This is a genomic window from Myxosarcina sp. GI1(2024) (genome assembly GCF_053543375.1).
Genome location: NZ_JBKGTY010000001.1, coordinates 629,948 through 651,045 on the forward strand (window position 1 = coordinate 629,948; position 21,098 = coordinate 651,045).

Here is a 21,098-nt window from a genome sequence, read left to right on the forward strand (position 1 = left end):
CTATAATTCCTAAAATGTTTCGACTTTTAGATTACCATTACAATGCATTACTACCCAAAATGCTTGCTTTTGCTGTCTGATTCTTTTTCTTCTTAGTTTCGGGTTTTCTACTCCATATTTGCTGGTCTAAAATCCCCAAAGGCACTCCTCGAGTCGTTGATGCCATGATAGAGTGGACTTTTAACCCTCTAACATATTTTTGAGAACAAGTCCTACCAAATCCGTTCTCCCAGGTTTTTGCCTGATGATGGGTAAAGTTAAAATCGCTGGTGTCTTGTATTGCCAAGATTATTTTTTCCTTTGAGGCTCTTTGTACTGTTTGTTTTTGATGGGGGTCAATAATGTCTTCAAACTTAATCTTGTTTGATTTCCACAAATTATAAGTAGCTTTTGTGCTTGCACAATCCCCACTGGCTTGTGGCACACTAGCATGAGGCTGTTGGGCTAGATTTTCGACAATTTTAATTAATCTTCGATTTAATCGTTTATCTGGTAGAGCAGCATACTTCAGTTCTTCAGTAGCCCAAGATTGCATTGATTTCATTCCTCTGACTCGGCTATGACTACAATACCTGCTCTCGTAACCATTTCAGCACTTATGAGTAAAGCATAGAATTTATAATAAATTAGATGAGCTTACCCTGTTAAGTTCGGTAGAACCTGTACTTTTATCAAAACCATACTCTTCAAAAACAAAATCAAAATCTTTGGCAATTTGTTCTTGGCTTAAAGATAAATCTTCCAATCTGATAAATTGATGTTTGCGTTGATATTTTTTTTGAGATTGGGCTTTTTCTTTAACGACTTGCCTTAATTGAGAACTTGGTTCTAATTCAGCAAAATCAACTATTTCTGTAAAAGTTTTTTCTAAGTTAGATCGCAAGCTATCATAGCGAATAATTTTGACTTTATCTTCAGGAATTTCTCGATTTTTTTGGATATCGTAAAAATATCGATAAAGATCGATGTTGTAACGATATCTTCTGTTTATATATCGTTGGAGTTTATCTGAGGGAATATTTTTTACTCCTAATTGTAAATCCAGTAAAAACCATAAAACTGAAAGATGAGACGGAATGGTTTCATAGGGAGAGCGAATTAAATAAATAAATTTAGCATCGGGAAAAGTTTCAAGAATAGTTTTAATTCGATGTACAGATTGTAAAGTTTGTAAAATGACTTGCTTTTTGCCTGTATAGTATATGTGCCGTTGAAGACAACCTTTAAAAAAATTAATTGAGTTGCGACGACGAGACAATGGCTGAAGATCGTGAAAGCGAAATTCGGGATTTTCTTGGTCGTCAAAACCCAAAGGCGATCGCGCCCAAACAAATTGGGTATCGAGTTTGTGAAAAAACAATAGTTCTTCTTCTTCTGTTTTATCTAAAGCAACCGCATGTCCAACTTGGTCTGGTACGATTGACGATTTATTTTTTTTGATAAGGTAATTAATGAAGGGCTTTACTAAAACACGGGCTGTTAGTGAAGGAAAAAGAATATGCCAGGTTTTAAAAGCAACAAATTCATCAGTTTGTGTCAGTAACTTATGGAGAAAAGTATTACCGCTGCGGGGATGTCCGATAATGAATATGGGTTTTTTGACTTGAATTTTACGATATTGAGGAAAAAATATGCGGTCTAAAAATAGAGTAAAGTGAGTAAAAGCAATAAAAGCTGGCACAAACAACGTCCAACGCCAAAAAATCGCTTTAAATCTAAATGTTTTCCAGGCCGAGATAACAATACGATAGTAAACTTGCAGCATCTTACACAGGGTTTTTGATTAGTAATTAGTGGATAGTTGATAGGTATCAGTAGTCAGTCGAGTATCATTTGCTAGGGGGGGATCTTCGCTTAAGAAAGACCGCAATTGGGCGATGGTAGAGTTAAGATTGTGGCGATCGCAAATCCCAAAAACATGACGGTCTGGACGAATGATGACGATTTCTTGTTGCTTTGCCAACCAAGCGGTAATTTGATTGCTGGTATCTCTAATAATTTCAACCCGATGGGAAGATAAGCGATCGCAAATTTCAGCAGGAACAACCGAAATCAGCTTAATCGATAAACTAGTTAAAAAAGCCTGAGATTCGGGAGTAATGGCATCTAGCCAATCGGTATTAAGTCCTACAATCGCAAAACCAGTTCCTAAAACCCGATCTAATAATACCAGTTCTCCTGTATTTGTAAGCACTTGGGGTTGAATAAACATTTGTCCTGCTACAGACTGTGGTTTTCCCTCAGCACGAGCCAAAATCCCCCGCGTCAGAGGTGGCATATCCGAACCAATATTTTGAAACTTGCTGTTATTGCTAAAACGCCGTAAAATCTGCAACATCGTATCTCGCACCAAAGCTACCAAAAGATTGCGAGTTTTAAAGATTTTAAATGCTCGCGTTGCTACTTTGACAATCTCTTGAACGTGAGGCAAACGTTCGGTTTGATAAGTATCTAGCAGCCGATCTGGTGCTAGACCTTGTAAAACGAGATTCAATTTCCAGCAAAGATTTTGAGCATCTCGGATACCAGAACACATACCTTGACCCAAAATTGGTGGCATTTGGTGCGCTGCATCTCCAACGATAAAAATGCGATCGCTACGCCATTGAAGTGCGATTAGGGAATGGAAATGATAAACTATAGCGCGGATAACCTTAAGCTTATTGGGATCGAGCCAGTAGGTAGCAAGTAATTCTTTTACTTTTTCGGGACGTTCCATGTCTTCTTTGGTTTCATTTTTGTCGAGAACAAACTCCCAACGACGATGGTTGTTAGTTGAGTGAACAAAAACTCCTGGTCTTCTGGTGTCGCAAAGCTGTTGCACGCGACTTGGAAGGGTAACTTTTTCGGTTAATAAGGTATCCACTACCAGTTGTCTTTGATGAAAACCAAAATCATGTAATTTAATTCCTTCTAGTTGACGGGTTATGCTGCGCGCACCATCACAACCTAAAACATATTTTGCCCAGACTTGGTACGAGCGGTCATGAATGGAATCTTTGACAACAACAGTAACTCCATCTCGGTCTTGAACTATCTCTTCAACAGCATGACCCAGATGAACGGTTACACAGTCAAAACGTTTGACTCCTTCCCTCAACTTAGTTTCTAAGTCTGGTTGATAAAAAACATAGTTAGGAGAAAAACCATGAGTTGAGCAAGTTTTGTTTAATTCGATCTCAAACATTACTTCATGGTGTCTATTCAAAAACTCAACTCCATCTACAGGAGTTGTCACAGATTCGATCTGTTTTTCTAACCCAATCTGTTGAAAAATACGCATAATTTCGTGGTTAAAACCAATGGCGCGAGGTAAATGATAAACGTCAGTCTCTTTTTCAAAAACTACAGTTTTGATGCCATACATTCCCAAGAAATTGGCTGCAATTACCCCCACTGGTCCATAACCTACAATAGCCACATCAAAAACTAAATTTTTCATATATTTATTTGATAATTAATTGTTCGCTGTTAACTGTCGGTCAAAGTTATACTTTTCAAAAATAAAGTCAAAGTCTTGAGCTATTTGCTCTCTAGTTAATCCAAATTGTTGTAGATCGATAATTTTATGTTGGCGTTGATAGATTTTTTGCTTTTCAGCCTGCTTTTTCACTGCTTTTCGCAATTGCTTGGTTGGTTTAATTCCTGTAAACTGCTCTATTTGAATAAAACTTTGTTCTAAGTCCGAACAGAGTCGTTCGTAGGGCAACACCATGATATTTTTTTGTCGAATTTCTGTTTCCTGTAATTCGTAAAAATAGCGGTAAAGTTCAAGATCGTAGCGATATCTGCGCTCAAAATATCGTTTTAATTTAGGTTCGGGGATATTTTCTAGTCTATTGTGATTTTTGAAAGTGTTATAATCAAGAGTTAGATGAGATGGGATAGTTTCTTGAGGAGAACGGAGTAAATAAATAAATTTGGCATCGGGAAAAGTTTTTAATAGAGTTTTAACACGACAGGTAGAATAATGAATATGACCAACAACTTGTTGTTTTTGAATGTAAAATATTTGACGTTTTAAACATTCTTGAAAAAACTTAACCGAGCGATAACGGCGCGAACCTGGCTGGCGATCGTATAAGCGCAATTCGGGGTATTCGCGATCGTCTAAACCTAACGGTGATAGCAATAGTAAAAACTGGGTGTCGAGCTGATGAACGAATAAAAATTCATCATGTTCGACTCGATCTAAATAAACTGCATGTCCGCTAGATTCTGGCATGAGTTGGGTTAAATTATGCCGAATCAAATAATTAATAAGAGGTTTTACCAAAACTCTAGCGGTGAGTGCGGGAAAAAAGATTTCCCAAGTTTTAAAAGAAACAAAATCTTCTGTTTGAGTGAGTAAGTTGTGTAAAAAACTCGTACCGCTACGGGGATTTCCAATAATGAATATGGGATTTTTTATGTTAACTTTTTGATATTTTGGAAAAAATATTTTATCTAAAAAAAGAGTTGAATGAGTAAACCCTAAATATAGGGGTAGGAGAAATAACCAACGCCAAAAAATTAGTCCTAATCCAAAATTTTTCCAGGCGGAAATCAGAATGCGATAGTAAATTTGCCACATAATCGTTTTATTTAAATTTAAATTTTTATTTTTTCTTGTTTTGAATCTGGTTTGAGAAACTGTTTGTAAATAAAATATTAAGCAGGCAATGGTAATTTTTGTTTACTCAGTCATTTGAGCATTAAATGAACCATTGCAACATAGATCGGAGATTCGCTGGTTTCAGGCAAATTTTCCATAATCTACAACCAAGTGACGCTTTTTAACTAATTAGAGAATCGACTAAAATCCCAAATTTGATATGTCTCTTATTGATATGTCACTTAAGATCGAAATGACGAGCATAAAAAGTGGGGATAATGGTCGGGAATGGGAAAATCTGAAAAGCCAGTCATGTATTTAGAAGAGCTTAATTCGGTATTACGAAATACGCTAAATCCTTGCTCTTTAAACTTCCAATTTCCACCGATATAATCGGATTTCTCAAAAGCGGTAACTTCCATTCCTTCTTCTAAACAAAACTTAATAGTTACCAATCCTGCAATACCAACACCGATCGCAGCAACTTTTTTTTTGTTCATAATCGAGTATTAAACCAAATCTACAACTTAAACTACTGAGGTATATCCGCTAGTTTGCTGAAGCCAATAACGGAAAAAAAACGTGGTTTTTTGGCAAAAGCAGTCTGATAATTGGTGTTTTCAGCTAAAGCTTGTTCCTCAGTTCTAATTCTTTTACCTATCAACCAAGCATTAGCTAAAGAAAAAGCGATCGCTGTTAAATAAGCACTGTGAATTAAAGGCAAAAAAGCAATTTCCAAAATTACTCCCAACCAGTTAGGATGTCTCAGATAGCGATAAACTCCCGACTCTACTACAGGCATTTCAGGAACGGTCATAATCGGTAGCGTCCACCGCCACTGGAGAGCTTTCATCGAGAAATAGCGTAAAACTTGTCCTGCTATAGTAGCTGTTAGGGCAACAGCAGCTAAAACTGGAATAAGAGGTCGATCTAAGTACCAAACCTCAGCAATCATAGAAATCCACCAGCTTACTTGCAGTAGTTTGACCGCACCCAGTAAATTATCTCCATGTTCTCGTCCCCCTTGTTGGAGAATTTTGACTTTATTGCGATCGCTATAACGAACTTCTATGAGTCTCTGCATGATAACGGCTAAGACAATTCCCGTAAAGATATATTTGGTCAACATGATTTAGATCTTCCTTACCACTGCAATAAGATTGCTTCTTGAGAAAAACCAGGTCCCATCGCTAACAGCAAGCCATAAGACCCCGCAGTGGGTTGTTCTGCTGCTAAGTTGCGGTCGAGGATGTACAGCACCGTTGGCGAGGAAATATTGCCAATTTCGGCTAAAGCATCCCAACTTCCTTGTAAAGCTTCTTCATCAAGTCCAAATTCTTCTTGAATCGCCTGGATAATTTTGGGACCTCCAGGGTGAACCATCCAGCAAGCAATTCGATCTGCGGTGAGATGATGCTCCGCTAAGAGGGGATCGATTGTTTTGTGAAGTGCAACTTTAACATAATCTGCTATCTCTGGTCGGAGAATGTTGCGCGTCCCCGTGTCTGCCAAATCCATTCCCATCAAATGAATTGTATTGGGTAAAATAATCGAGCGAGTATCAACAATTCGAGGCTGACCCGATCGAGCTAAAGGATGATCGTCCCCTACCATTAAAACTGCTGCCGAACCATCCCCAAATAAAGCAGCCGTCACAATTGTCATGATTATGTCGCTGTATATCTCAGGCTGTTCGGGTAATAGCTTAATCATTTGGGTTAAATCTCTTTGTAACGAACCTTGCCACAGTCCCGAAGAAGGTTCCATTGCAAACAAAACAGAGGATTCTGTAGGATGTCCTTTTAAATAATCTGCAATACGAGCTAAACCAAAAGCACCACCCATACAGCCCACACCTGTTAACGCCATTCTTTTAATGTCGGGAGCAAAAGGAATGCGGTTAATCAAGCGAGCATCTAGACCAGGGGTAGCGGCAATTAACGTAGTAGCAGTAAGTTGGGAGACGTCTTGAGGAGCGAAATTAGCCTTTTCTAGCAGGGTACAAACGGTTGTTTCGATAACATTGAGACATTTGGTAATTGCCTCATTAGCAACTTGAGCCACTCCGGGAGGATCGTAGAAAGAATCGAGAGGAAAAGTAAAATAGCGTCCGTTAATTTTGACATTGGTAAAAAAGCGATCGATAGTTTCTAGATCGAACTCTAGATCCATCGCTAGAAAATACTTTTTTAATGCTGTTGCTAGCACTTCTTGGGGGTAATAATATTCGGGAAATCCCGTAGATGTCGCTACAATTGAAGCCATTAAATTTTCTCCAAAAGTTTATTTAATTGAAAATTAGGAATTTTTGCTCTAGCTGGGTAGCTATAGCTCTTAATAATTCCTGGCGGGCAGAGTGTAAAAAGAAATGGTTGCCAGCAAACATTTGTATTGTGAAGTCAGCTGTAGTTTGTTGATTCCAGGCACTTAGTTCTGCTTGGCTCACCTTTCGATCTTCTAAACCGCCAAAAGCAGTAATCGGACAGTCAAAGGGAGACTCATTGGCATAAAAATAGGTTTCTAAAATGGCAAAATCGGCGCGTAAGGCTGGCAAAAATTGCTGCATCAGCTTGGTGACTTGCAAAACTTTGTCTGGAATCCCCTGAAAATGTTCGATTTCCTGGATAAATTGAGGGTCGCTCAAGTGATGAATAGGGGGGTTGAGATCGGGCAACTGGGGGGCTTTACTCCCAGAGACAAAGAATTGAGTGGGAAGAGGACAGTTTTGCCGACGCAATTCTCGGATCAGTTCAAAACTCAGCAATGCTCCCAGGCTATGACCGAATAGGGCAAAAGGAATGTCGAGAGCGGGTTTGAGGGCGGGTAAGAGGTTCTGAATGAGAGGCTTGAGGCGGGTGAGGGGAACTTCTCCTAGTCGGCTTTCTCGTCCAGGTAGCTGTATAGAACAAACTTCGATTTCCGATGGGAGTTCGTTTGCCCAAGTCTGAAAAATTGAAGCTCCTGCACCAGCATAGGGAAAACAAAACAAGCGCAAGCGAGCATGAGGATTGGGCTGAAAACATTTTACCCACAATTGCTCCTCAGACTGGGAGATTTTGCTTTCTTTTGGCAAGTTAACCTCCCCATTTTCCCCTTGTTGAGGTCGATCGATCTCGCGTTCAATTAAGCAGAGTAATTGTGTTAAAAACTGTTCCAGATTGAGTTCGGAAAGAAATTCTACAGGAACGGAAATTTTAAACCGCTTTTCAATCCGTCTTCTCAACTCGGTAGCCATTAAAGAATCGAGACCCAAGTTAGAAAGACGTTGTTGCCAGTTTAGCTCCGAGGGATTGATTTTCGTCACCTTGGCAAATATTTGTGCCAAATAAGACTTCAAGAGCTGCTGTCGTTCTTCTGGTTTTGCCAATAACAGTCGATCGCGTTGCTCTAATTCTTGTCGTGCAACTGTATCGGGAGAATCTAAAGAGCGATCGCTTTCACTGATTTGAGATAATGCTTGTTGTCGGTGTTGACTAACCAACAGTTCTAGCAGCTTCGGGAGGAGTTTAACTTCATCGGGTGAAAGGGTTGCCGTCATTTCTAATTGACTTGTTAGCCGTTTGGTTTCTCCTCGGTTTAATAAAGAAAAAATCGGCGTCCAATTCTTTTCTGAAGATGAAAAATTTACTGATTTTTCTCGATGTCCATAATTTTTAATCCAGTAACGCTGACGCTGGAAGGGATAGGTTGGCAGCACTACGCGACGACGTTGAGGATAGTCTCTCTCAAAGCCATGCCAATCTATCGATACGCCTCGCACATATAATTGCGCCAAACTTGCTAACATTTGCTGCCAGTCGGGTGTTTGAGGACGCAAACTAGGAAGAAAAGCACCATCTTCAGCTTCTGTATTCGACAGACAAAGACGACCCATTCCCAATAAAATTGGCATTGGTCCGATTTCGATAAATATTCCACAATCCTGTTGAGCTAAAGTTTCCATTCCCTGGGAAAATTTTACGGGCTGTCGTATGTGTTGGCACCAATATTCGGGGGTAGCTATCTCAGCCGTAGCCAGTTTGCCAGTCAGATTAGAAACTAAATCGATCTGGGGAGAGGAATAGGTAACTTGTCTGGCAACCTGTTCAAAGTCTGCCAGCATTGGCTCCATTAGGGGTGAATGAAACCCATGAGAAACCTTTAAGGTTTTGAACTTGATTCCTTGAGCTTTAAGCTTAGTAGTAACAATGCGAACGGCTTCTCGCTCCCCAGAAATGACGACGCTTTGAGGACCATTGAAAGCTGCGAGCGCCACTTTTTCAGGATCGGGAATGGCTGGGATAACCTGCTCTGGAGTTGCCAACAAAGAAACCATTTCTCCGTTTTGGGGCAAAGACTGCATCAAACGTCCCCGTTGGGCAATCAGTCTTAATCCATCTTCTAAACTAAAAACCCCAGCTAAACACGCAGCCACATATTCACCGACGCTGTGACCTATAACTAAAGCTGGTTTAATTCCCCAAGAGAGCCAGAGTTGGGCCAGGGCGTATTCTAAGGCAAATAGGGCGGGTTGGGTGTAGGCGGTTTGGTTGAGTAAGGATGAAGGTTTTTCTCTTCTTTCCTGGGTTTCTGGATACAGAAGGGCGAGCAAGGGCAGGTCTAAGTAAGGTTCGAGAATTTGAGCGCAGCGATCGAGGGCAGCGCGGAATGTGGGTTGAGTTTGATAAAGTTGTCGCCCCATCCCCACATACTGCGAGCCTTGCCCAGTAAAAAGAAAAGCGACTTTGGGTGGGGTATCGACACTCAAACAGCCCGCAATGATTTCCGTATCTTTCCCCCTATCAAAAGCTTGGAGAGATGCTTGCAGCTCATGGGTGGAATCGGCGATCGCTACTAAGCGGCGATCGAAGTGAGAGCGTCCCATGTTAGCACTAAAACAGATATCTGCTAGAGAGGTTTCGCGGTTAGCATCGATAAAGTAGCTATAAAGTCGTGCGAGTTCTGCTAATGCCGTCTCGTTTTTGGCTGAGAGTGCGAGCAGATGGAGTGGGCGTTCTACCTTAGCTGCCAGCTCTACTGATGGCGGAGCTTGTTCTAAAATGACGTGGGCATTAGTGCCGCCGAAACCGAAAGAACTAATACCAGCAAGGCGGGTTTTCTGCGCGATCGTCCATTTTTGTCCTTTAGTAGGAATCGATAGGGGAGTTTTTTGAAGGCGAATATAGGGATGTAACTGCTTTAGATTCAAGTTAGGCGGAATCTCTTGATGCTGTAAACAAAGAACGACTTTAATCAGTCCAGCAATTCCAGCAGCAGATTCCAAATGACCGATATTTGTCTTGACCGAACCAATTCGACAGGGTTGGTCTGGCTGGCGTCCCTCCATCAACACAGTTTTTAAGGATTTAACCTCGATGGGGTCTCCTAGGGGAGTACCAGTACCGTGAGCTTCAACATAGCTAATCTCTGCTGGACGAACCCCTGCATTTTTTATGGCTTGACGAATGACTGCCTGTTGGGATGGCCCATTAGGAGCGGTAATACCATTGCTGAGTCCATCTTGGTTAACGGCAGAACCTTTAATGAGAGCCAGAATGTTATCTCGATCCCTCAAAGCATCTTCAAGCCGCTTGAGAACGATCGCACCACAGCCTTCTCCTCGAACGTAACCGTTAGCAGAAGCATCAAATGCCTTACAGCGACCATCGGGAGACATCATGCGTGCCTGAGAAAAAACAATGTTTAGCTCTGGAGCTAAGATTAAATTGACTCCCCCAACGATGCAGAGATTGGTTTCCCTAGTACGCAAGCTTTGGCAAGCGAGGTGAACCGCTACTAAAGAGGAAGAACAGGCAGTCTCCACCGCCAAACTAGGACCTTTTAAATCTAATAGATAGGATAAACGACTAGAAGTCAGACTGAGAGTCGTACCCAGACCGTCATAAGCAGTAATCTGAGACAGATCCGAGACATTTTTGTATAAAAACTGATCGTAGTTAACCACAGCCATAGCCGTAAACACCCCCGTTTGGCTGCCAGCTAATTTGTCTGCTGCCAAACCAGCATTTTCTAGTGCTTCCCAAGCAACCTCTAAAAAGAGTCTCTGCTGGGGATCCATGCGCTCGGCTTCTCGCGGCGAAATATTAAAAAATAAAGGATCGAAACCATCGACCTGTTGTAAAAATCCTCCCCAGCGGCTATTCATTTTGCCAGGAGTAGCTGGGTGAGGGTCGTATAAATCATCTATGTTCCATCGCTCTGCTGGAACTTCGGCGATCGCATCAATGCCATGACTGAGAAGATGCCAAAATGCTTCTGGGGTTTCTGCCTGGGGAAAACGACATCCAAGACCAATAATTGCTATGCTTTCCATGTTCTACCAATGAGTTTTAAGCAGTAACTAGCTTTGAAAATTGCTGAAAAGTTTTTTTGTTTCTTCCGATAGCCGGTTCGATTTTGCCTCCTGCTGCCATCGCCTTCATGTCACGGTTGACCGACCACAGATAATCTATAGACTCAAAGGTGCGACGAAACTCTTGGCAGAGATTCTCATGAAACTTGACATTCTGCTCTAGTCCTCGATGCCTTTGGCACAAAGACTTTTCCATCCAATAAAGTGCCTCTTGAGATGACATCCCAAACAGGGGAGATTGCAACACCTTATAGATAAAACTCATCACCGGGTAATCATCGGGACGATGCCTGTCGGGGACTACAGCCGAAAGTCCCTTCCAAATGCGGTTTTGCAGCCTATAAAAGGCTAGATTGGCGATAAATTTCTCATATGGAGTTGGCTGGGGAAAATCTTTGTAAAGCTCCCGCGCCATCAATCGAGAAGTGGTAGTGTGAAAAGCTTCATCCAAAAAATGGTAATAGGCAATTGCCGTCGGTGCGGGAATGGGTTTTCCTTGCTTTTTTAACTTCTTAAAGTATTTACTGTTACTGTGTTCGGTATGCTTTAGACCCAGATTTGCCATAAAGCGCAGGGTATAGTAATGACTGGCAAGAAAAGGCGATTGCCCCCAGTTAAAGCTAAAAAATTGTAGCAAGGCTCTAGGAGCTAATCCTTCTCCCATAAATCCCGTACTAAAGGCGGGAGGAAAATTATCTTTTTGTTCTAATTCTTTTAAATGTTCGGAATAGTATTGCTCTTTTCCTTTGAGCATCCGATTGGCAAGAAAACGCAAAGCATAGTATTGATATTGGGATGCTTTTTCTGCCCAACTTTGATAACTGGACTGATACAGTTTATCTTTAAGTGGCTCTTTAAAAGCTTCTTTACCCAACAGGGCTTTAAGCATTTGATAGCAAATTTTGCGAAAGACGTGAATGTGAGAAAGTTCTTGTTCGCTTTCTAAGTCCAGTATCCGAGCTATGGTTTCATAACCACGAATTTTGGCAAAAACCCCACCCGTAATCTTGTTGTAGACAATTGTTTGAGTTTCACTGGTGGCAGTGAAGTTATACATTACAAACCAATACAGGTGATTGAGGGCGATCTTTTGCGCTTCAGAAGCCTGTTCGTATAGTGGAGTACCGTATAGAAGTGACAGTTCGGGAGCGTTCCAATAATAGTTGCTGGCATCACTATATTTAAAACTACGGTCTAACTCTTGAATTTTTTCGGTATAGTCGGAGTCGCTATTGCTGCGATAAGTTCTTTCAATTAGTTGTAAAGCAGAACTTTTCGATCTCTTTAGTTGAGAAGAAGTTCGAGCAATATCGAGTAGTGGGAGATTCTGTACCATTTTGATTCCAAACTGAAATTTACGGATAAGTAATTACTGGAATTTAATTCTTAATTTGCCGAGAAAATCGCTGCCAAGATTGGCGATTATTGGCGATCGCGCGCTCGATTGAGCCTCCTGAAGCCATGAGACGCATTTCGCGGTTGACAGACCAAAGATAGTCGAGCGGCTCGAAAAAGCGACGAAATTCTGCGAGTAGTCTTTGGTGATACTTGAGATTGATATGAAATCCTTCGTGTTCTCTACATAAGCATTTTTCCATCCACTGGCGTGCTTCTGTGGATGACATCTCAAATAGGGGAGACTGGAGCAATCTGTAGAATGAGATGAAAAAAGAAGCATCGTCGCGAAAAACCGCTGGTAAACCGGCAGAAAGACCTCCTAAAACTCCCTTTTGGGCTAAATAAATAGTTAAATTGGCTACAAATTTTTCGTATGCTGTTGGCTGAGCAAAGTCTTGGTATAACTCTTGAGCGATTACCTGAGACATAGTTGTGTGAAAGGATTCATCCAACAAATGATAGTAAGAAACAGCAGTGGGAGCAGGAATAAACTCCTTGGCTTTATCTAGCTGTTTGAAGTGTTTGAAATACTGATGTTCGTATGTCTTAAGCGACATATTGGCAATCATACGAACTGCATAGTATTGTGATGCTAAAAAAGGCGAACTACCCCAGTTAAGAGTAAAAAATTTAAAGGCAGTGGGAGAACCTGTTAACTCGGCTAAACCGCCAGTAGTGGTTGGAATTGAGCTACTGTCTTGTTCTTGTAGATAATGGGAATAGGAATGAGTTTTGCTACCAAGCATCAAACGGGTAACAAAACGAAAGGTAGCTTCCCTGGCAGCTTCTAAAGAAAAATTGAGCTTAAGCCAAACTGAGTCTTTCAATTGACCTAATTTGCTTGATTGTTTGGAGAGGGGATTGCCCAGACTCGATTTTCCCAGCAGAGCTATTTTAGTTTTGTAACCAATTTTTTGAAAAGTTTTGATGTGATGAAGTTCCTGAGAAGTCTCAAACTCTAGCTCCTGGCACAAAGTTTGATAATCGCTAAAGTGAGCAAAAACTCCTTCAGTGATTTGATTGTAGAGCATAGTATTGGCTTCGGAGTTTGCCGTATGGTTGTATTGCCCTACCCAATAGAGATGATTGAGTGCTAATTTTTGGGAATCAGAGGCTTGCTCGTATAATGGCGTGCCATAAAAGGTTGATAGCTCTGGATCTCCCCAATAACGATCGCGGTTACTACTATAGTCAAAGTTTTTGCCTAAATTGGCGATTTTCTCAGTATAGTTGGAGTGAATATTGCTTTGATAAGTTTTTTCAATTAGTTGAAAATGTTTGGTTTTCTTCCTTTGAGATGAAGAGGAAGAGGAAGCGGACTGAGGTAATACTGGCGTATTGTTTTTCATAATGCTTCTCTAAAAAAAATTTTTAATCCGATAAAGACTCAACTAAATGCTGAGTTAATGCCTTGATAGTGGGATAGTCGTAAAGTAAAGTTGGCTCTAGCTCTCGGTCTAGCCAGGTTCCTAAATCGCCAGCTAGTCCCACAGCTGCAGAAGAATCTAATCGATACCGGTCAAAGGGAATCTTGACATTAATTTTGTCTGGTTTTACCTCTAAAAGTTCGGCAACATAGTTAACTATCCAGGTTTGAATTTCTATCTGGGTGGGCACTTTTTTGACACTGGCGTAATCCGATTCCGTACTCGGAATTGGGGCTGAGTCTAATTGCTTTTCGTCCATTGAGATATTCTTAATTTCCATTTTTTTCTTGATTTTTTTTTAGTTGCAATCTTGTTTGTTCTTGGTAGGCTCGACAAGCTAGTTAGCATTTGAGTCCCGCTAGCTTGTCTGTTTGCCACTTGTTAATTTTAATTTCTGTAATGCCGATTCAATTTCGGCTTGCAGACGGAGAAATTCCGCTTTAAAGTGAGGATTTTCGCTCCAGTCTTCGACGACATTTAAATTACCACTCAAAAATTTATCTCGGCAAGCATGACGCTGAATTTTTCCACTAGAAGTTTTGGGAATACTTCCTGGTTTAACTAATACAGTGGCATAAACTTGCAATCCGTGTTCTGCTATAATTGCTTCACAAAAACTATCTACTATTTCATTCATATTGAGCTTTCGTAAATAGCTGCGTTCTACTTCTTGCACTATTACTAATCGCTCCGAGCCTTCAATTTCTAATGAGAATGCCGCACTACAACTAGGACGCAATGCTGGATGGCATTTTTCTACGGTCTGTTCGATATCTTGAGGATAATAGTTTCGTCCTCGAATAATCATTACATCCTTGAGACGACCAGTGACAAACAACTCGTTATCTTTAATAAATCCCAAGTCGCCAGTCCGCAGAAATGGTCCTTCGTTGATATCTGCCAAATAAGCATGGAAAGTCTGTTGGGTCTCTAGAGGTCGATTCCAATAGCCACCAGCCACACTCGAACCCGATACCCAAATCTCACCGACGTGAGTGTCTTCACACCGAGTCAAAGTTTCAGGATCGGCAATTACAACCTTCATATCTAACCAAGTTTGACCGCAGCTAACAATTTGTCGAATATTGCTGTCTCGATCTGTAGTAGCTACTATTCGATTTTGCTCTAAAGCTGTTGCTGAAACTCGATCTATGACTGGAGAAGTAGTTTTAAATCCTCCAGTAACAAATAGTGTGGTCTCAGCCATTCCATAGCAGGGATAAAAGGCTTCTGGACGGAAACCGCAGGGTTTAAATGTCTCGGTAAATTGCTTTAAAGTTTCGGCTCGAACTGGTTCTGCTCCTGTAAAAGCTACTTCCCAGCTACTTAGATCGAGACAAGCTCTCTGTTCGTCAGTAATTTTGCGAAGACACAGGTCATAAGCAAAATTAGGACCACCACTGGTAGTTGCTCGATGACGAGAAATCGCCTGTAGCCAACGAAACGGCTTGTATAAAAAATCTACAGGGGACATTAGAAAACAAGGTCTTCCCAAATACAGAGGCTGGAGGACATTGCCAATTAGTCCCATGTCGTGAAATAAGGGCAACCAACCGACAACAATAGTATCTTTCGTATGAGCAAATGCTTTTTCTATCATTTGTTCGTTGTGCAGCAGATTACCATGAGCGATCGCCACTCCTTTTGGCATCCCCGTAGAACCAGAAGTGTACTGGAGAAAAGCTAGAGTATCACTCATTACTTCTGGTTTTAACCACGATTCTCCCAGTTCGCTAGCAATGCTATCGGTAGCTAGCCAGCGCAATGACTTAAATTCTGGAGTCTGGACAAAGCGGTTCTCTATCTTAGTCAAAAGAGATGTAGTAGTTAGAGCTACCTTTGCCTGGGAATCTACCACGAGTGCTTTCAATCGCAACATATTTTGATTGCGTCGAGGTGGATAGGCGGGAACAGCCACTACTCCCGCATACAAACACCCAAAGAAGGCAGTAATAAATTCTAGACCTGGCGGATACAATAGTAAAGCCCGTTCGCCTTTGGCTACTGAGGATTGGAGAGAAGTTGCGATCGCTTTTGCTTGTTGGTCTAATTCTTTGTACGTTAGCCTATCTTTTTCTATTTCCCCATGCTGGAGAAAAGTATAAGCGGTTTGGTCAGACTGATTTTTGACTCTGTAGCTTAGCAGTTTTACTAAGTCAGATCGTTCAAAAAATTCTCGCTGTGTCATAATAGAGACAATCTCCCTATAGATAGATTGAATTGAATTAAACTAAGGTCTACTTGCGGAGAGAGTGGTCTAAGTCAATGTTCCCAGCATTAGGCTTAGACCCATTTTTTTATATATATCTAGAGTCGAATCAGGTTAAACACATTCGCACAGTTGATTTGATATAGAATCCATTTTAGAGCTTTTTCTTGAAAAAACAACCTTTTTAGAACCTAATTTTTCTCCAAAATCATCTGGAATTACTAAAGTTATAGTACTGTAGTTTTTCATTTTATTTTATGGATAACTGTAGAAAAAATCAACAATCTAGGAGTAGGCTAACATGTTTGGTTTTAAAAATACAGTGATAAAGATTACATTTTTTTAAATTAAGTACTGTTGCAAAAATCGGAGTAAATTTGTAGCATACAATAACTGCAAATAATTACTTAAATTAGATCAACTTAAAGCAACTCTTTAAATGGCGACACTTTCAAGGAGAAATTATTTTACTCTGCGTTCGTTGGTATCTTCGCTATGATTTAAGTTACAGGAATTTATCAGAAATTATGATAGAAAAAAAACTATTTGTAGCTCACACTACAATTTACAGATGAGTGATAATTTATGTACCTGAAATAAAAAAAAGCAGAAATCATCTCAGGTCAACTAACGATTATTGGAGAGTAGATTAAATGTATGTCAAAATTAATGGAGAATGGAAATATCTGTATCGTGCCGTAGATAGTAATGACAATATTTTAGACTTTATGCCGAATGCAAAAAGAGAGCATAAAGCAGCAAAAAAATTTATAAAAAAAGTTCTTAAAGCCAGACAAGATAGACAACTCAGAGTAATTAATGTAGATAAAAATGCAACTTATCTTATAGCAATTGAAGAGTTAGAACAAGAAGTATTATTATTTTATGAGTGTGAATTGAGATAAAAAAACATCTCAATAATATAATCGAGTAAGACCATATATTTCCAAAGAAGCTTGTTAAATACAAATTATATTTTCAATATTTTTATACATAATGATAGACTTTAAAAGCTTATAAAATTTAACTATGATTCGCAAAAATCAAGTAATAAATATGAATAAATTTGATTCTTTAGATAAAAAAATTAATAAAATTTCTCTTTAAAATTGTCGTCTAAAAAATAGTTATTCACTGAATTTTTCTGTCTAAAATTAGGCAAGTAAACTAGGATGACGCCAGAGGTTTACTAAGACTTTTTTTTAGTTATTACTAAGACTTTTTTTAGTTATTACTAAGACTTTTTTTAGTTATTACTAAGACTTTTTTTAGTTATTACTAAGACTTTTTTTAGGGGAGCATCCCACTTATGCAGTAAATAAAAATACTTAGAGTAAGATTGAGATGATAAGCTCTTTTTACTTTAAGCATGACACCAGAAGAACAAACGATTGTAGATCGAAAGCTGAAAGAGGTAGCAGAAATCTAAGTACAGATACCGTCTTAAAGGTCAAGCAATCTGACAGTAATTAGGATCGAAAGGCTTGCCAGTTTTAATGACTCCATAAGCAATATGAAGTAATTTACGCATGAGTGCGCCTAAAATAGCCATTGGATGTTTTCCTTTTTGACGTAGACGATCGCGAAACTGCTGAATAATAGGATTATGCCGTTGAGCGACAACTGCTGGCATATAAATAGCTTTACCTACTCGGGAATTACCATTTGAGGGTATGTAAAATAAATTGTGTCAAAGGTCAAAACACACTCTAATAAATAGAATTAATGTGAGGAATGAGACTATGACCTTTCGACCAGAGTTAATTGATGAACTGCTCAAAGACTATGAAAAACCAGAAGACCTTATTGGAGAAGGAGGAATCCTCAAACAACTGACCAAAAAACTCGTAGAGCGTTGTTTAGAAGCTGAAATAGACGTACATCTAGAGACTCAGAAGGCAGAGCGGGGCAAAAAAGAGCGACAAAATCGACGCAACGGACACAGCCGTAAAACCATTAAGGGGGAGTTTGGCGAAGCGGAACTTGCCGTGCCTCGCGATCGCGATCGCCAATTCGAGCCTCAGATGGTCAAAAAAGGACAAACTCGTTTTACAGGCTTCGATGACAAGATTCTCGCCCTGTATGCGAGAGGAATGACCACTCGTGATATCCAAGCCCAACTACAAGACCTTTATGGAGTAGAAGTATCGCCAGCCCTGGTATCTCAAGTAACCAATGCGGTTCATGAAGAGCGACTCCAGTGGCAAAATCGCAGCCTAGAGGCAGTGTATCCAATTATCTTTTTTGATGCTTTGGTCGTCAAAGTCAGACAGGAGGGAAGAGTCATCAACAAAGCCGTCCATCTAGCTCTGGGAATCAACATCGAAGGCGATAAGGAGTTATTGGGGCTGTGGATGACCCAGACAGAAACGGCAAAATTCTGGCTGTCGGTGTTAACTGAGTTAAAGAATCGTGGAGTCAAGGATATCTTTATTGCTTGTATCGATGGTCTGACGGGCTTCGCCGAAGCGATTGAAACGGTATTTACGCAAACCCGCGTACAGTTATGTATGGTACACATGGTCAGGAACTCCCTACGCTATGTCTCCTACAAACACCGTAAAGCTGTTGCCGCTGACCTCAAACGAGTGTACACTGCCGCTACTGAAGCTGAAGCCGAACAGGCACTAATAACTTTTGCTGACAAGTGGGACTCCACTTATGCCCCAATTAGTAGGTCTTGGCTGGCTCACTGGCAGCACGTGATTCCGTTTTTCCAGTTTCCTCCAGAAATCCGTCGCATTATTTACACCACTAATGCGATCGAGTCGATGAATATGACTCTTAGAAAAGTGTTGAAGAATCATCGGATTTTTCCAACAGATGAAGCTGCGCTCAAAGTTATTTATCTTGCGATTAATAACTTATCTCAGAGATGGACTAGACCTTTACGGGATTGGAAAGCTGCTTTAAATCGATTTGCCATCGAGTTTGAAGGACGGCTTCCACTTTAACTTTCTTTGACACAAACTTATTGACAGATCCACCCCTCTGGAAGAGTTGCACAGTCACTATTTTCACTTTTAGTTGAGATTGGTACATCTACTACTTTGACCAAACTCCGTGGAAAGTCCCCTGGTTGGAAACAAGGCAAAAAAAGAAGGGAAAGAAAGACCTATCCCATAGCGAAGAAGAGCTATTCTGGCAGTAAAAAATCTCAAAAGAAAGCAGTTTAATCTTAGTTTTTGAGTATTTGTTTCCGATTTCAGCTATTTTCAACTGGCTGAATTATTTTTTGATGTTTTTTTTTAGTCTAAACTACAGTTTAAAACTTCCTCAACAATCGTAAGATAGAGCGATCGCACGATCGCATTGCTGTAGAATTAATTTGTTCCCCTCCAGGATTCGAGATTAAAAAGGTTGATAGCGTACGGCAAAATGAAAGCCATTTTCTTGTATGGAATCTCCCTCTTCATTGACAGCAATCAAAGGTATGCCATAATCCAAACTAAAATTGAAGCGATCGCCAACAGTCCAGTTTAAGCCGATACCCAAACTAGCAAGGGTGGTAGGATCGGGATCTGGTTCTTCATTATTCCAGCCCGTGCCAAAATCGAAAAAGGGAGTTAGCTGCAAGGTGCTAGGATTTTCAGTCAAGGGAATGCGTAACTCCAGAGAACCCAAAACACCATTATCGGTTATCAGTTGGTTTTCTTGATAGCCGCGAACCGTACTGATTCCACCGAGACTAAACTGTTCTAATGAGAGTAAAGCATCGGAACTGAGTTGGGTACCAATCCGAGCCACCAACAAGTTTCTCGATGTTAGTTGTTGCACCCACTGGAATTGTCCTTGCCAAGCAAAAAACTCCCCGTCTGGAGCGTTATCGTTAATAGTTGCATCAAAAGCATCAATGCCAAAATTAAGCTGCGATCGCACCGCAAACACACTGGTAGCGTTACGATTTACCCAATTCTGAGCAAAGCGCAGTACGGTAAGATTAGATTCGCCATCTTCAACTCCAGGGGAAAAAGAAAAGGGTTCGCCGAGTAAAAAAGTACGACGACGACGCAGATCCATGCCAAAACTCAGGCTAAATTCTCGGTTGGGCGAGCGCAGCAAGGGTTGACTTAAATTTACCCCAAAAGTCTCGGTTTCGCTTTCAATATCCAAGTCGCGAAACTCCTCTTCAATAATATCGCTATCGCTATTGTCATAACTAACTCTCAAAGTGCCATCGGAGCTATTGAGAGGGAAAGTATAGCCGAGGTTGTAAATATTTAAGCCTTCAGTTAAACTATACTGTCCCTCGAAGCGATCGCCAAAACCCAGTAGATTATTATGTGTGAGATTAACGCTTCCCTGAATTTCACCAATACTAGGTGCGCGATAGTTATCTACAGCCAAACCAGCATTAAAAGCATCAGCCTCTTCGATATCAAGCCGCAAAACATTACTTCCTACTTGTTTGCCTGCCGTGAGTTCAGCACTAACCGTATCGATTAAAGGATTTAAAATTAATAGTTGCAATGCTCTTTCTAAGCTATCTCGATCCAGTGGCGTAGCTGTAGCTGCGTCTAACCGCAATGTGACATAGCTTTCCGAGAGTCGCTCTAAACCACTAACTCGTATAGTTTCTAATTCCCCCTCAACTACCTGAATTTCAACCGTACCATCACTTAAATCTTGGTTGTTGACTAAAAAGGCACCAGAAGTAACGTAACCCCGTTCGATATAAAGATCGGTAATTCGCGATCGCAAGCACACTAAATCGTCAAAAGTAGCCGTACGGTATTTAATTTTTGACTCTTTAATTAACCGTTCGATTTCAGGTTGCAGAACCGTATTACCCAACACCTCAATTTCTCTAATAAAAAAGCGATCGCGATAGCTGTCATAGGGTTCATCCAGTTCTGTTGATAACTGACAGCCAGTGGCATCGGAGTCTTCAGGAAGCTGTAGTTCTGGTTCTTCGGGTGGTGAGGGAGGCTCTTGGGGTAAAGGCTCTGACTCTCTAGGAATGGTGCGATCGAGATTGGGGGAATCGATTTCTGAAGGAGAAGTCTGTGCCAAACTAGGAAAAGACAAAACAACTAAAGAAGCCAATCCAAGACTAGATATGGTGACTAAATACTGCTGAGAAAATCTTTGCTCCATATTTACCAGTTATTCATAACG

The 21,098-nt window shown here is 40.6% G+C and carries 16 protein-coding genes; 2 read left to right on the plus strand and 14 right to left on the minus strand.

Annotation, left to right across the window (positions count from 1 at the left end):
• Positions 1-37: 37 nt before the first annotated feature.
• The 12 genes from ACLFKQ_RS03145 to ACLFKQ_RS03200 form a co-directional block, all read right to left on the minus strand.
• Positions 38-544 carry an IS4/Tn5 family transposase DNA-binding protein gene (locus tag ACLFKQ_RS03145; protein ID WP_448998437.1) on the minus strand — a complete coding sequence of 169 codons (507 nt, stop codon included), beginning with the start codon at positions 542-544 and terminating at the stop codon, positions 38-40.
• A gap of 72 nt (positions 545-616) precedes the next feature.
• Positions 617-1,765, minus strand: coding sequence for a sulfotransferase (locus ACLFKQ_RS03150; RefSeq protein WP_448998438.1), 1,149 nt, complete (start codon positions 1,763-1,765; stop codon positions 617-619).
• 18 nt (positions 1,766-1,783) lie between these two features.
• A complete protein-coding gene (mhpA, locus tag ACLFKQ_RS03155; RefSeq protein WP_448998439.1) occupies positions 1,784-3,442 on the minus strand; it encodes a bifunctional 3-(3-hydroxy-phenyl)propionate/3-hydroxycinnamic acid hydroxylase MhpA in 1,659 nt (552 codons plus the stop codon).
• Between the two features lie 15 nt (positions 3,443-3,457).
• The gene (locus ACLFKQ_RS03160) at positions 3,458-4,573 is read right to left on the minus strand and encodes a sulfotransferase (protein WP_448998440.1); all 1,116 of its coding nucleotides are present in this window, start codon (positions 4,571-4,573) and stop codon (positions 3,458-3,460) included.
• A 263-nt stretch (positions 4,574-4,836) separates the two neighbouring features.
• Complete coding sequence (locus tag ACLFKQ_RS03165; protein WP_448998441.1) at positions 4,837-5,094, minus strand: NAD(P)-binding protein; 258 nt, start codon at positions 5,092-5,094, stop codon at positions 4,837-4,839.
• Between the two features lie 32 nt (positions 5,095-5,126).
• Positions 5,127-5,723, minus strand: a complete 597-nt coding sequence (locus tag ACLFKQ_RS03170; protein ID WP_448998442.1) for an isoprenylcysteine carboxyl methyltransferase family protein — start codon at positions 5,721-5,723, stop codon at positions 5,127-5,129.
• Between the two features lie 14 nt (positions 5,724-5,737).
• Positions 5,738-6,859, minus strand: coding sequence for a type III polyketide synthase (locus ACLFKQ_RS03175; protein WP_448998443.1), 1,122 nt, complete (start codon positions 6,857-6,859; stop codon positions 5,738-5,740).
• 22 nt (positions 6,860-6,881) lie between these two features.
• Positions 6,882-10,907 carry a beta-ketoacyl synthase N-terminal-like domain-containing protein gene (locus ACLFKQ_RS03180; protein WP_448998444.1) on the minus strand — a complete coding sequence of 1,342 codons (4,026 nt, stop codon included), beginning with the start codon at positions 10,905-10,907 and terminating at the stop codon, positions 6,882-6,884.
• Between the two features lie 16 nt (positions 10,908-10,923).
• Positions 10,924-12,282, minus strand: coding sequence for a hypothetical protein (locus ACLFKQ_RS03185; protein ID WP_448998445.1), 1,359 nt, complete (start codon positions 12,280-12,282; stop codon positions 10,924-10,926).
• A gap of 43 nt (positions 12,283-12,325) precedes the next feature.
• A complete protein-coding gene (locus ACLFKQ_RS03190) occupies positions 12,326-13,693 on the minus strand; it encodes a hypothetical protein (RefSeq protein WP_448998446.1) in 1,368 nt (455 codons plus the stop codon).
• Between the two features lie 22 nt (positions 13,694-13,715).
• Positions 13,716-14,030 carry an acyl carrier protein gene (locus tag ACLFKQ_RS03195; protein WP_448998447.1) on the minus strand — a complete coding sequence of 105 codons (315 nt, stop codon included), beginning with the start codon at positions 14,028-14,030 and terminating at the stop codon, positions 13,716-13,718.
• A 99-nt stretch (positions 14,031-14,129) separates the two neighbouring features.
• Positions 14,130-15,959 (minus strand): fatty acyl-AMP ligase, encoded by a 1,830-nt coding sequence (locus ACLFKQ_RS03200; protein WP_448998448.1) that lies wholly within the window; start codon positions 15,957-15,959, stop codon positions 14,130-14,132.
• A gap of 674 nt (positions 15,960-16,633) precedes the next feature.
• On the opposite strand from ACLFKQ_RS03200, the gene ACLFKQ_RS03205 reads away from it, so the two are divergent.
• Positions 16,634-16,885, plus strand: a complete 252-nt coding sequence (locus ACLFKQ_RS03205) for a DDE-type integrase/transposase/recombinase (RefSeq protein ID WP_448998449.1) — start codon at positions 16,634-16,636, stop codon at positions 16,883-16,885.
• Positions 16,886-17,430: 545 nt separating this feature from the next.
• Here the strand turns inward: ACLFKQ_RS03205 and ACLFKQ_RS03210 are convergent.
• Positions 17,431-17,613 (minus strand): hypothetical protein, encoded by a 183-nt coding sequence (locus ACLFKQ_RS03210; RefSeq protein WP_448998450.1) that lies wholly within the window; start codon positions 17,611-17,613, stop codon positions 17,431-17,433.
• A 109-nt stretch (positions 17,614-17,722) separates the two neighbouring features.
• On the opposite strand from ACLFKQ_RS03210, the gene ACLFKQ_RS03215 reads away from it, so the two are divergent.
• A complete protein-coding gene (locus ACLFKQ_RS03215; RefSeq protein WP_448998010.1) occupies positions 17,723-18,934 on the plus strand; it encodes an IS256 family transposase in 1,212 nt (403 codons plus the stop codon).
• Between the two features lie 397 nt (positions 18,935-19,331).
• Here the strand turns inward: ACLFKQ_RS03215 and ACLFKQ_RS03220 are convergent, their stop codons facing one another.
• Positions 19,332-21,077, minus strand: a complete 1,746-nt coding sequence (locus ACLFKQ_RS03220) for a ShlB/FhaC/HecB family hemolysin secretion/activation protein (RefSeq protein ID WP_448998451.1) — start codon at positions 21,075-21,077, stop codon at positions 19,332-19,334.
• Between the last annotated feature and the right edge of the window lie 21 nt (positions 21,078-21,098).